Below are 12222 nucleotides of genomic sequence, written 5' to 3' on the forward strand. Positions count from 1 at the left end.
TCACGACGCCCCGACTTCACCCCGCGTGCAGCGGATTGGGCAGCTCCGTCCACAGATCCCCCGCGGTCCCCAGCGAAGTACGCATCAGTGTCAGCGACTTCACCGGCAGCGGCTCCTCGCACAGGGCCAGGACGTCGGGGGTGCGCGGCAGGTCGCGTACCGCCTCCTCCAGCGCCTTGCCCAGCACCGCACCGGAACCGGCCGTCGCCGCCAGCGCACCGCCCACCAGCGAACCGAACAACTTGCGCCGCAGCGCCACCGGATCGTCGGTGAGCATCCGCGCGGGAAGCGGCGGGACGGCGACGCCGTGCCGGGCCAGGCGGGCCGGGCTGACGCGGATGTCGGCCAGGTCGCGGTAGACCAGGCGCCGCGGTCGGCCCGTCGGGGAGAGCACCACGAGCAGATTCTGCCCGTGCGCCTCCAGGGCCACGCCCAGCTCCAGCAGGCGCAGCCCCACGCCGAGCGCGAGCCGCGCGAACGCCGCCTGCCACCCGGGCGACCCGGACAGGCCGGTGCCCGCCAGCGCGGCCACCGGGACCACGTGCTCGCCGGGGGCGGCGTAGGCCCGCGGCGACTCGCGCAGTACGGCGGCCAGGTCGGGGGAGCCGGCGGCCACCGCGCCCAGGGTGCCGGTGACGTGCAGCAGCCCGTCCAGGCGCGCCGCCAGCTCCTGCCCGAAGCGGGACACGTCCGCCGACGCGCCGACCGAGGCGACCGAGATGTCCCGCACCGAGGAGGTCAGGCGGGCGCTGAGCGCGGTCTTGACGTGTGGTCCGCCGGGCACGGCCAGCGTCCGCAGGGACATCAGCGGGTGCGCGGCGATCCCCTCCTCGCAGGGCCGCTTGAGCACGTGCGCCGCCTGCCACGGATGCACCGGGACCAGCACGGCCGGCCCGTCCCGCAGCTCCCGCGGCCACGCCCCCGTCACCAGGCACCCGGCCGCCGGGACCGGCACCAGGCCCAGCTCCACCACCGGCCCGTGCTCGGGTCCGTACGCGAGCTGCTCCGCCACCGAGAAGCCCGGCCGCGAACGGCAGCCGGGGTGGTAGGGGTGCCCGTCGACCACGCGCCGTTCCCAGCCCCAGTCGGTCTCCGGCCACTCGTCCGGGTGAATCTCGGGCGCCGCACCGCCCGCCGCCCGCGGCTGCCCGGCGCGGGACAGCGCCAACGAGGCGACGCTGTGCCCGAGTTCGGCGGCGAACCCCGTGGAGTGCGCTACGGCGAGGTCGGTCATCAGCCGCTCCGGATCGTCGTACGCGACCTCGTCGAGGTGGACGACCGGGGCGTACGCGTCCGTGCGGTACGGGTCGGCCGCCGGACCGGCCAGCCGCCGGCCGTCCACGAGGCGCAGCACCAGTCCGTCCCCGGCGGGCTCCCGGCCCGCGATCCAGGGCAGCGGCTCATGGGCGAACGCACGCCACAGCCGGGACAGCACGGCCGAGCGGGCGCCCGGCCGCTCGGCGGCGAACCGGTCGGCCAGAGCGGGCCGGACGGCCGCCAGCTCGTCGGCGACCTCGGCCTCTGTGCTGCTGGGACGGTGCACGGGCGGGCTCCTCGGGTACGGGTACGACGGCACGACGGCAGGGGAGGGACGACTGCGGACCCGGCGTCTGCAGACATACTGATCGTCTCCGTCCTCTCCGCCATGGACAGACCGTAGGGAACGAGTGGAACGCGTGGATCTCCTGCCCCCGCCCACCGGCGCCGACGCCGCCCGGGACGCCGCTTCCCCGGGCGGCATCGCCGAACGCGCCGATGCCTGCGCGGCCGTACCGCTGCTGAACTGCCTGCTGCGCGAGGTGGCCCGGCCGCTGCCCGGCGCCGGGGCGCGCCCGGTGTACCGGCTGCCCGGCGGCAGACTGCTGCGGGTGCGCGCGGGCCGGCGTCCCGCCGAACCGGAACTCCGCGTGGCGGGCGGCTGGCACCGCGTCGGCCACGCCGAGCTGGTGAAACTCGTCGCGGAGGAGCTGCGCCGGCACACCGGCCTGGCCAACCACGAACTGCCCAGCGAGATGACCGACAGCCGGGACGCGGTGGCCGCGCTGCTGACGGCACGCGCGCGTGCCACCCCGCCCGAGGACCCCTACCTCCGCTCCGAGCAGTGCCTCCTCACCGGCCACACCCACCACCCCGCCCCCAAGGCGCGCGGGGGCGGCCCGCACACCGGCTGGCTGCCGTACGCGCCCGAGGCGCACGCCCGCTTTCCGCTGGTGCTGCTCGGCGTGCGCGAGGACACGGTCGTCGACGAGGGCGACACCGCCGCCCTGGACGCCCTCGGCCAGGCCCCGCCCGGCTACCGGCTGCTGCCGGCCCACCCCTGGCAGCTGGAGCTGGCGGCGGCCGCCCTCGCCCCCGCCTTCGCCGACGGACGGCTCGTCCGGCTGGGCACCACCGGCTTCTCCACCTGGCCGACGGCGGCGATCCGCACGGTGTACGCGCCCGAGTACCTGCCGGGGCGCGACCTCTTCCTGAAGTTCAGCCTCGACGTGCGCATCACCAACGACATCCGGCGCCTGTGGCGGCACGACCTGCTCCGGCTGCGCCGCACCGACACGGCGGTCACCGAGGCGTTCGCCGCCGCCGGGCCCCCGGCGGCCTGGCTGGGCGACCGCGGCCACCGCACGGCGGACTTCGCCTTCGAGGAGCTGGCCGTCGTCGTCCGCGACGGACTGCGCGACCGCGTCCTGCCCGGCGCGACCCCGCTGCTCGCCGCCGCGCTCGTGGAGGGCTTCCCCGGCAGCCCGCTGGCCCGCGCCGGCGACCCGGCGGCCTGGTGGCGGGCGTACCTCGACGCCGTCGTGGAGCCCGTCCTGACCGCCTTCGCCGACGACGGCGTCGTCCTGGAGGCCCACCTCCAGAACACCCTGGTCGCCGTGGACGCCGACGGCACCCCGGTGCAGGCACTGTTCCGGGACGCGGAGGGTGTCAGGCTGCTGCCGGAGACCTCCCGTGCGAACGGCTGGGAACGGCTGGTGTACTGCCTGGTCGTCAACCACCTCTGGGAGATCGCCGCCGCCCTGGCCGAACACCACCCCGGCCTCGACCCCTGGCCCGCGGTCCGCCGTGCCCTGTCCCGTCACACGCTCCCCGAGATCCCCGCCCTGCTCACCGCCCCCACCCTCCCCGCCAAGACCAACCTCCTCCTGCGCTGGACCGGCGCCGACGGCGCGGACGCCCGCTACCTGCCGCTGCCCAACCCCCTGCGGGAGGCGTGAGCGGACCGGTACCGCCGCGATAATCCGTGCGATCGCGGGCCCCGGAGGTGCACACTCGCTCCATGGCGGACATCGAGGCGTTCCGGGACGAGGCGGCCCGCTGGGCGGCCGGCGGGACCGGCGGCACGGCGGGCGAGCTGGCGGGGGCGCTCGGGCTGCGGACGGCGGTGCTGCTTGAGGGCCCCAGCGACCTCGCGGCCGTCGAGGCGCTGGCCGTGCGGCAGCGCCGGGACCTGGTCGCCGAAGGGGTGGCCTTGGTGGCGATGGGCGGGGCGATGAGCGTCGGCCGCTACGCCGGTCTGCTCGGCCCGCCCGGTCTCGGCCTGTGCCTGAAGGGCCTGTGCGACGTGGGCGAGGTGCGGTTCTACGAACGGGGCTGGCAGCGGGCCGGGGCACCGCGCGACTTCTTCGTCTGCCAGGCGGACCTGGAGGACGAACTGCTCCGCGCGATCGGTCCGGAGCGGGCCGAGGAGATCATCCGGGCCGAGGGCGAGCTGCGCCCCTGGCAGACCTTCCTGGGCCAGCCCGCCCAGCACGGCCGTTCCCGGCACCAGCAGCTGCGGCGCTTCCTCTCCACGAAGAAGGGCCGCAAGATCCGCTACGGCCGCCTCCTGGTCGAGGCCCTCGACCCCGCCCGGACACCCGCTCCACTGCGCGGACTCTTCACGAGCCTGTGACCGGGCGGGCGCCGGCTCGCGGCCCGCGTCAGAACTGGGTCAGCCGGCCGATGTCCACCGGATCGATCCCGGTGAGCTGCGCGATGCGGGGCGCGGGGATCCCGGCCGCGTGAGCACGGTGCACCAGCGTCTCCCAGTCCTGGGTGACCTCGCGGAAGCCGAGGAGCTCCCTCTCCAGGTCGGTGACGGACGCCGGGGTGCACTCCTGCTCCACGCGTAGGGCCTCGTCGGCGGTCAGCGGCACGGGCAGCCGCTCGGCGTCCTCCGGGATGAGGACGTCCTTGGCCGCCGGAAGGATCCTGACCTGCTCGGACCCCGGCGCCGTGCCGTGCGCGGAGAGCCAGCCGCGCACGGCCGGCGTCTCCAGACACTCCAGCGGACCGACCGTCGCCAGCGGCGCGGCGAGCCGCGGATGACGCTCCGGCAGCAGGAACAGGTACGCGTCATCGGCCATCGCTCAGCCTTGCCTTTCCCGACACGGTTGTGGGCCACCGATGTTAATGCCGCGCGGAGGGCTCCGGAGCGTCCGGCGCCGCGACTTGCCGACGCCTCTTTGCGGTATGGGTAGCCTTACCTAAGTTAATCGCGTAAGGTCCGGCACGGGACAGCCGCGTGAAGGTCACGACCGCCCCCCACTCCTGGAGACTCCGACGTCATGATTCCCCCACCTCGCCCTGCGGTATGCCCTGTTGGGCCGCACGGATGCCCGCGTCATGCCGGGCGGCGCCACGGCTCCACCGGTCCGAAGGCCGATGTCCGGTGAGCGGTGCACGGGAACTGGAGGGGCGGTTCGCCCTGGTCACCGGGGCCGGGCGAGGGATAGGTGCCGCCGTGGTGGACGCGCTCGTCGCGCAGGGAGCGCGGGTGCTCGCCACCGACCTGGACGCGACCGCGGTGGAGGCCGTCGCCGACGGGCACGGAGGGGCGGGTGGCGGCGTGGTCGCCGCGCGGGGCCTCGACGTGAGTGACGCGGCGGCCGTGGAGCGCGTGGTCGACGAGGCCGAGCGTGAACTCGGGCCGCTGGACGTCGTGGTCAACGTGGCAGGCATCCTGCGCGGCAGTGCCGTATGCGAACTGGACGACGCCGACTGGGCGGCCACGTTCGCCGTCAACACCCATGGCGTGATGCACGTGTCCCGCGCCGCCGCGCGCCGCATGACCGCCCGCGGCCGGGGGAGCATCGTCACCGTCGCGTCGAACGCCGGGGGCATCCCGCGTACCGGGATGGCCGCCTACGCGGCCTCCAAGGCCGCCGCGGTGATGTTCACCAAGTGCCTGGGCCTGGAGGTCGCGTCCTTGGGGGTGCGGTGCAACACCGTCTCGCCGGGCTCCACCATGACCGAGATGCAGCGGGCCATGTGGGGGGAGTCCCCCGGGGGCGTCGAGGCCGGGCGGCGTGGCGTCATCGAGGGCGACCTGGCCTCGTACCGCACGGGCATTCCGCTGGGCCGGATCGCCGAGCCCTCCGACATCGCGGACGCCGTGGCCTTCCTGGCCTCCGACCGCGCCAGGCACATCACCCTGCACGACCTCTATGTGGACGGCGGGGCCACGCTGCGCGCCTGAGCCGAACGCCGCCGCCGTCGTACGTCCCGGACGGGAACTCCCGTATGCCGCTCCGCCGCGGCCCGCCCCCATCCCCCCCCCGCCACATTCCTGGAGTCAGCCGTGACCGCCGAACCGACCCACGCCGAGCCGGGCCCCGGCCCGACCGCGCTCACCCCCGGTCTCCACGCCCCCACCTGGCCCGCCGAGTTCGCCGACCGCTACCGAGAGGCCGGGTACTGGCGTGGCGAGACCTTCGGCGGGGTGCTCCGCGAGCGGGCCGCCGCCCACCCCGACCGGATCGCCCTGGTGGACCCCGCGCCCGAGCGCAGGGTGCGCACGTACCGGGAGCTGGACGTGGCGGCCGACCGGCTCGCCGCCGGTTTCGCGGCGCGGGGGATCGGGCGGGGGGACCGGGTCGTCGTCCAGCTGCCCAACGTGGCCGAGTTCGTCGAGGTGGTCTTCGCGCTGTTCCGGATCGGCGCGCTGCCGGTGTTCGCGCTGCCGGCCCACCGCGATACCGAGATCCTGCACTTCTGCTCCTTCAGCGAGGCCGTCGCCTACGTCGTCCCGGACGTGCTCGCGGGCTTCGACCACCGGGAACTCGCCGCGCGCGTACGGCAGAACTGCCCGGGGCTGAAGGAGGTGTTCGTGGTGGGCGAGCCCGGCGGGCACACGGCGCTGTCCGAGGTGCCCCGCGACCCCTCCGGACCGCTGCCCGGACCCGAGCCGCACGAGCTGGCCTTCCTGCAGCTCTCGGGCGGGACGACCGGGGTGTCCAAGCTGATCCCGCGCACCCACGACGACTACATCTACTCGCTCCGCGGCTCCAACGAGATCTGTGGCGTCGACGCCGGCACCCGCTACCTCGTGACCTTGCCCGCCGCCCACAACTTCCCGATGAGTTCACCCGGTTGGCTCGGCACCCTGTACGCGGGCGGAACGGTCGTCCTGTGCCCCCGCCCCGAGCCGGCGACCGCCTTCTCCCTCATCGAGCAGGAGGGGATCACCCTCACCGGTCTGGTGCCGCCGCTCGCGTTGCTGTGGACGGAGGCCGCCGCACGCGGCGAGCACGACCTGTCGTCGCTCGGTCTGGTCCTGGTCGGCGGCGCCAAGTACAGCGAGCAGGCGGCGCGTCGGCTGGAGCCCGCACTGGGCTGCCGCCTGATGCAGGTCTTCGGCATGGCCGAAGGTCTGGTCAACTACACGCGCCTGGACGACGATCCGGAGACCGTCGTCACCACGCAGGGCCTGCCGATCTCCCCGGACGACGAGATCCGGATCGTCGACGACGCCGACCAGGACGTGCCGGACGGGGAGTTCGGCCACCTGCTCACCCGAGGCCCCTACACCATCCGCGGCTACTGGCGGGCGCCCGATCACAACGGGCGCTCGTTCACCGAGGACGGCTTCTACCGCACCGGCGACATCGTGCGCCGCACGCCGAGCGGACACCTGGTCGTGGAGGGCCGCGCCAAGGACCAGATCAACCGGGGCGGCGAGAAGGTCGCACCGGAGGAGATCGAGAACATCATCCTCGCCCACCCCGACGTGCACGACGTCTCACTCGTCGCGGTGCCCGACGACTTCCTCGGCGAACGCACCCTCGCCCACGTGATCCTGCGCGAGGGCGCCGAACCGATGCGCCCCGCGGCCGTCAAGGCGTTCGTCCGCGCCCGCGGAGTCGCCGCGTACAAGATCCCCGACCTGGTCCGCTTCGTGGACGCCTTCCCCCGGACCGGCGTCGGCAAGGTCAGCAAGAAGGGCCTGCGCTCCGCCGCGTCCGCCCCCGAGCAGCTCTGAGGAACCCCCATGCCCCTTCCCGCCATCGCCGCCTATCCGCTCCCCACACCCGAGGAGCTCCCGGACAACCTGGTCTCCTGGACCGCGGACCCGGCCCGTTCCGTACTGCTCGTGCACGATCTGCAGCAGCACTTCCTGTCCGCCTTCCCGGCCGGCGAGCAGCCGCTGACGGGGATGCTCGCCAACACCGCCCGACTGCTGGAGGGCGCGCGCCGTCTGGGCGTGCCGGTGGTGTACTCCACCCAGCGCGGCGGGCAGAGCCCACAGGAGCGCGGACTCCAACTCGACTTCTGGGGGCCCGGGGTGGCCGACGATCCGGCGGTGCTGGCGGTACCCGCGGACGTGGCGCCGGCGCCCGGGGACACGGTGCTGACGAAATGGAAGTACAGCGCCTTCGCCCGCACCGATCTGGAGGAGCGGCTCCGGGGCTGGGGCCGCGATCAGCTGGTGATCGTCGGTGTCTACGCGCACATCGGCGTGATGATGACGGCCTGTGACGCCTGGATGCGGGACATCCAGTCCTTCGTGGTCGCCGACGCCGTGGCGGACTTCTCCCCGGCCGACCACGAGATGGCGCTGCGCTGGTCCGCGGGCCGCTGCGCGGTGGTGTCCACCACGGACCGCACGCTGCGGACCTGGCTTGACACCCCTCTGCCCGATCAGAAAGATTAGGTAAGCCTTACCTAAGTGAATGCCGCAGTTCAGGTGTGGTCCTGGTGGGACCCGAACAAAGGACGAGGATGTCAGCAGGGCACGTAGACGCGGGACGGGACGACGGGCAGTCGGTCCACGATCTCGTCGGCATTGGTTTCGGCCCGGCCAATCTCGCGCTGGCCATCGCGATCGAGGAGCACAACGCACACAGCGGCGGCGCCCGCTCACTGCGCACCGCCTTCCTGGAGCGACAGCGGGAGTTCGGCTGGCACCGGGGCATGCTGCTCGCCGGCGCCACCATGCAGGTGTCCTTCCTCAAGGACCTGGCCACGATGCGCGACCCGAGCAGCCGCTTCACCTTCCTGCGTTTCCTGCACGAGCGGGGCCGGCTCGTCGACTTCATGAACCAGAAGACGTTCTTCCCGACGCGGATCGAGTTCCACGAGTACCTGAGCTGGTGCGCCGCCGGGGTGGCCGAACAGGTGCGCTACGGCCGGCAGGCCGACTCCGTCCTCCTGGAGGACGGCGGCGCGGCCGACGTCCTCCAGGTGCGGTCACGCCCGGCGGACGGCTCCGCGGCCGAGGGTGAGACGCTGCGGGCCCGCAATCTCGTCATCGGCACCGGACTGACGCCGAGACTCCCCGACGGTGTCGAGCTGGGGCCGCGGGTGTGGCACAACCGGGACCTGCTGCCCAACGCCCGTTCGCTGAAGAGCCGTCCGCACCGCCGTTTCGCCGTCGTCGGCGCCGGCCAGTCCGCCGCGGAGACCGTCGAGTTCCTGCACCGCGAGTTCCCGGACGCCGAGGTCTGCGCGGTCTTCAGCCGGTACGGGTACAGCCCCGCGGACGACAGCGCCTTCGCCAACCGGATCTTCGACCCGGGGGCGGTGGACGACTTCTACGCCGCGCCCGACGACGTCAAGCGGTCGCTGCTCGACTACCACTCCAACACCAACTACTCGGTCGTCGACCCCGATCTGATCGAGCAGCTGTACCGGACCTCGTACCAGGAGAAGGTGTCCGGCGACGAGCGGATGCGGTTCCTCAACACCACCGCCCTCACGGCCGTGGAGGAACGCGAGGACGGGACCCGCCTCCACCTGCGACCGCTGATCGAAGGGGAGCCGTACACCCTCGACTGCGACGCCGTGGTGATGGCGACCGGCTACCGGCCCACCGACCCGCGCACCCTGCTCGGCCCGCTGGCCGAGGAGTGCCTGACGGACGGTGCGGGACGGCTGCGCATCAGCCGCGACCACCGGGTCCTCACCACCCCGCGCGTGCGCGCCGGGATCTACGTGCAGGGCGCGGCCACCGAGCACACGCACGGGATCACCTCCTCGCTGCTGTCCGCCCTCGCGATCCGCTCCGGCGAGATCTGCGACGCCCTGCTCCTCGACCGGGCCGGACGGGGGGTGCCGGCTCCGGCCGGCGCGGTCGAAGCGGCCGCGAGCCTCGCCGTCACGGCCGAATGACACCTCGCCAGGACGCGTAGGGAAACGGCCGAGTCCCCGCTCCGGGACACTCCCTCCCCCCACGCCGCCCGGCCTCACCCAAGCAAGGAGCTTCCATGGGCGCCAACCCCTTCGAGGACGACGGAGCCGACTTCCTCGTCCTGGTCAACCCGGAACAGCAGCATTCGCTGTGGCCCGCCTTCGCCGAGGTGCCCGCGGGCTGGACCGTGGTGCACGGTGAGGACTCCCGCGCCGGCTGCCTCGCCTACGTGGAGGAGCACTGGACGGACATGCGCCCCGCCAGCCTGATCGCGCACTCCGAACGCGCACGGTGACCGTCGGGGAGCCCGTGCCACACGCTCCCCGCCACAGACGCAGCTCAACAGCCCGACCCCGCAACCCGACCGGGGATTCATCCGCTACGCCGGAACAAAGGATTCGCAGACGTGTCCATCTCCACATCGGTGCGTCCCCACCCCGTCTACGAGGCCGCCGACCTGCTGGCGGCCTACCTGACCGGATCGTTCTACTTCTCGTCACCGCGCGGCACGATGCTGGCGGACGGGGTGCACTCCCGTGTCGCGCCGGCCGGAGGCCCGCTCGCCGCGGCCGCCGCCCGGGCACTGGACAAAGCCGCCCTGGCCGGCGTGCCGGACCCCGTGGTGGTCGGAGCCGTCGGCTTCCGTCCCGAGAAGGAGGCCTCCCTGGTGGTGCCGGCCGTCGTCCGGCGCGCGGGTGCGCCCGAGCACATACAGATACCGGACCTGCGGACCCGCGAGGGCTGGCAGGTCCGTCCGGTCCCCGAACCCGAGGGCTACGCCGAGGGGGTGCGCCGCGCGCTCGACCTCATCCGCGACGAGAAGCTCCGCAAGGTCGTCCTCGCCCGCTGCCTGGAACTCACCGCCGACGCGCCCGTCTGGGTTCCCACCCTGCTCTCCCGGCTGGTGTGCGGCAACCCGTCCGCCTACGCCTTCGCCGCCGACGTCACCGCCCCCGGCGACGGCGCCTCGCGCACCCTCGTCGGCGCCAGCCCCGAACTGCTGGTGTCCCGGCGGGGCGCGACGGTGACCGCCAACCCCCTGGCCGGTTCCGCCCCGCGCTCCGGCGACGAGGCGCTGGACCGCGAACGCGTCGCACGGCTGCGGAACTCGGCCAAGGACCTCGGCGAACACGCCCACACCGCGGGACAGGTGGCGGAGGTGCTCGGCCGGTTCTGTACCGACCTGGAGGTTCTCGACAGCCCCGAAGTGCTCGGCACCCCGACCATGTGGCACCTGTCCACCAGGATCACCGGCCGGCTGCGCGACACCGCCGACCCCGCCTCGTCGTCGCTCGGCCTGGCTCAGGCCCTGCACCCGACTCCGGCGGTGGGCGGAGTCCCCACGGCCGGAGCCGTCGACGCCATCGCCGAGATCGAGGCCCAGGACCGCGGCTTCTACGCCGGCATGGTCGGCTGGAACGACCGGCACGGAGACGGCGAATGGGCGGTGACGATCCGCAGCGCCGAGGTGTGCGACCGGACGGTACGGATCTTCGCCGGCGCCGGAGTCGTCGCCGGCTCGCGCCCCGAGGCCGAACTCGCCGAGACCACCGCCAAGTTCCGCACCCTTCTCAAGGCGCTCGGCCTGGAGGAACTGGCGTGAGACCACACCACCGCGGCACGACCGCCCCCACACCAACAGGAGTCAACCGGTGAACCAGACACTGTCGTCCGAACGGATTCTCGCGGACGTGGCCGAGATCCTCGGGTGCGACACCTCCGAGATCGGCCCCGAGGAGAACCTCTTCGACCTCGGCATGGACTCGGTCCGGCTGATGACCCTGACCGAGCGCTGGCGTGCGGCCGGCGCGTCCGGCCTGGAACTCCCCGACCTCGCGGAGCAGCCCGAACTCGCGCACTGGATCAGCCTGCTGACGGACAAGAGGGAAAGTCCGTGACGGTAACGGGCCATGCGCACCGGCACCTGGAGCGGATCGCCGAGGTGCGGGCCGGGAGCGTCCCGGAGAAGGTGCGCTATCCGATCCGCATCCGTGAGACACGGGTGGTGCGCACCACCATGGTGGGCACCGGACTGCTGCGGCTGACCCTGGGCGGACCCGGCGTCGAGGGCTTCGAGTCCCACTCGCCGGTCGACCACGTGAAGCTGATCTTCCCGGAGCCGGACGGCTCGCTGCGCCTTCCGGAGCCCAACGGCGATCTGCTGCGCTGGCCGCGCCCGGCACCCACCTCACGCGAATACACCGTGCGCCGTCACGACGCGGCGGCCGGGGAGATCGACATCGACATCGCCCCGCACGAGGGCGGTCTGGCCTCCGACTGGGCCCGGCGCGTTGCCCCCGGTGCCCGCGCCCACGTCGCGGGCCCGCCCGGCGGGCTGATCGTCCCCCCGGTCTACGACCGCTACCTGCTGGTCGCCGACATCACGGCGCTGCCCGCGGTCGCCCGCTGGCTGGAGCACCTGCCCGGCGACGCCCGGGGCTGGGCGTTCGTCGAGGTCGCCGACGCCACGCAGGAGATTCCGCTCTCCGCCCCGGAGGGGGTCGAGGTGCACTGGCTGCACCGCGGCGCCCGCCCGGCCGGCACCGGTGACCTCCTGGTCCGGTCCGTCACCGGGATCACCGTGCCCGAGGGCGAACGGCTGTACGCCTGGATCGCCGGCGAGGCGGGGCAGATCAAACCCCTGCGCCGCTGGCTCCGGGACGAACTGCGCCTGGAACGCGCCGACTACGAGATCAGCGGCTACTGGAAGCGCGGCGTCGCCGACTTCGACGACGACCACGACCACGAGCCGCACGGGCACGACCACGACCACGAGCCGCACGGGCACGACCGTGACCAGCGCGGAGCATGAGGCGGGTCGCACCCGCCGCCCC

General features: G+C 73.6%; 12 protein-coding genes. 10 read left to right on the top strand and 2 right to left on the bottom strand.

What is annotated here, in order from left to right; translation table 11 throughout:
- Nucleotides 1–16: 16 nt before the first annotated feature.
- The gene (locus ACFW01_RS31480; protein WP_384509337.1) at nt 17–1543 is read right to left on the bottom strand and encodes an IucA/IucC family protein; all 1527 of its coding nucleotides are present in this window, start codon (nt 1541–1543) and stop codon (nt 17–19) included.
- 124 nt (nt 1544–1667) lie between these two features.
- On the opposite strand from ACFW01_RS31480, the gene ACFW01_RS31485 reads away from it, so the two are divergent.
- Nucleotides 1668–3215, top strand: coding sequence for an IucA/IucC family protein (locus tag ACFW01_RS31485; RefSeq protein WP_234961015.1), 1548 nt, complete (start codon nt 1668–1670; stop codon nt 3213–3215).
- A 62-nt stretch (nt 3216–3277) separates the two neighbouring features.
- A complete protein-coding gene (locus ACFW01_RS31490; protein ID WP_234961016.1) occupies nt 3278–3892 on the top strand; it encodes a TOPRIM nucleotidyl transferase/hydrolase domain-containing protein in 615 nt (204 codons plus the stop codon).
- A gap of 28 nt (nt 3893–3920) precedes the next feature.
- Here the strand turns inward: ACFW01_RS31490 and ACFW01_RS31495 are convergent, their stop codons facing one another.
- The gene (locus tag ACFW01_RS31495; protein WP_234961017.1) at nt 3921–4346 is read right to left on the bottom strand and encodes a DUF6003 family protein; all 426 of its coding nucleotides are present in this window, start codon (nt 4344–4346) and stop codon (nt 3921–3923) included.
- 305 nt (nt 4347–4651) lie between these two features.
- Between ACFW01_RS31495 and ACFW01_RS31500 the strand changes: the two genes are divergently transcribed.
- The 8 genes from ACFW01_RS31500 to ACFW01_RS31535 all read left to right on the top strand — a co-directional run bounded on the left by ACFW01_RS31500 (nt 4652) and on the right by ACFW01_RS31535 (nt 12200).
- A complete protein-coding gene (locus tag ACFW01_RS31500; protein WP_234961018.1) occupies nt 4652–5458 on the top strand; it encodes a 2,3-dihydro-2,3-dihydroxybenzoate dehydrogenase in 807 nt (268 codons plus the stop codon).
- A gap of 102 nt (nt 5459–5560) precedes the next feature.
- A complete protein-coding gene (locus tag ACFW01_RS31505) occupies nt 5561–7240 on the top strand; it encodes an AMP-binding protein (protein WP_234961019.1) in 1680 nt (559 codons plus the stop codon).
- Between the two features lie 9 nt (nt 7241–7249).
- On the top strand, nt 7250–7912 hold the full coding sequence (locus ACFW01_RS31510) for an isochorismatase family protein (RefSeq protein WP_234961020.1): 663 nt from the start codon (nt 7250–7252) through the stop codon (nt 7910–7912).
- A 68-nt stretch (nt 7913–7980) separates the two neighbouring features.
- Complete coding sequence (locus tag ACFW01_RS31515; RefSeq protein WP_234961021.1) at nt 7981–9369, top strand: lysine N(6)-hydroxylase/L-ornithine N(5)-oxygenase family protein; 1389 nt, start codon at nt 7981–7983, stop codon at nt 9367–9369.
- Between the two features lie 95 nt (nt 9370–9464).
- Nucleotides 9465–9683: an MbtH family protein gene (locus ACFW01_RS31520; RefSeq protein ID WP_234961022.1), complete on the top strand. Its 219-nt coding sequence runs from the start codon at nt 9465–9467 to the stop codon at nt 9681–9683.
- Nucleotides 9684–9794: 111 nt separating this feature from the next.
- Nucleotides 9795–10991 carry an isochorismate synthase gene (locus ACFW01_RS31525; RefSeq protein ID WP_234961023.1) on the top strand — a complete coding sequence of 399 codons (1197 nt, stop codon included), beginning with the start codon at nt 9795–9797 and terminating at the stop codon, nt 10989–10991.
- Between the two features lie 49 nt (nt 10992–11040).
- Nucleotides 11041–11286, top strand: coding sequence for a phosphopantetheine-binding protein (locus tag ACFW01_RS31530; RefSeq protein ID WP_161327386.1), 246 nt, complete (start codon nt 11041–11043; stop codon nt 11284–11286).
- On the top strand, nt 11283–12200 hold the full coding sequence (locus tag ACFW01_RS31535; RefSeq protein WP_234961024.1) for a siderophore-interacting protein: 918 nt from the start codon (nt 11283–11285) through the stop codon (nt 12198–12200). The genes ACFW01_RS31530 and ACFW01_RS31535 overlap by 4 nt, the downstream gene beginning before the upstream one ends.
- Nucleotides 12201–12222 lie beyond the last annotated feature (22 nt).

Source organism: Streptomyces sp. NPDC058985 (assembly GCF_042740985.1).
Classification (GTDB): domain Bacteria; phylum Actinomycetota; class Actinomycetes; order Streptomycetales; family Streptomycetaceae; genus Streptomyces.

What these genes read in the sequence shown, in the direction of transcription:
- ACFW01_RS31490 (WP_234961016.1), top strand. Translation starts at nt 3,278, where the DNA reads ATGGCGGACATCGAGGCGTTCCGGGACGAGGCGGCCCGCTGGGCGGCC.
- ACFW01_RS31495 (WP_234961017.1), bottom strand. Translation starts at nt 4,346, where the DNA reads ATGGCCGATGACGCGTACCTGTTCCTGCTGCCGGAGCGTCATCCGCGG.
- ACFW01_RS31510 (WP_234961020.1), top strand. Translation starts at nt 7,250, where the DNA reads ATGCCCCTTCCCGCCATCGCCGCCTATCCGCTCCCCACACCCGAGGAG.
- ACFW01_RS31515 (WP_234961021.1), top strand. Translation starts at nt 7,981, where the DNA reads ATGTCAGCAGGGCACGTAGACGCGGGACGGGACGACGGGCAGTCGGTC.
- ACFW01_RS31520 (WP_234961022.1), top strand. Translation starts at nt 9,465, where the DNA reads ATGGGCGCCAACCCCTTCGAGGACGACGGAGCCGACTTCCTCGTCCTG.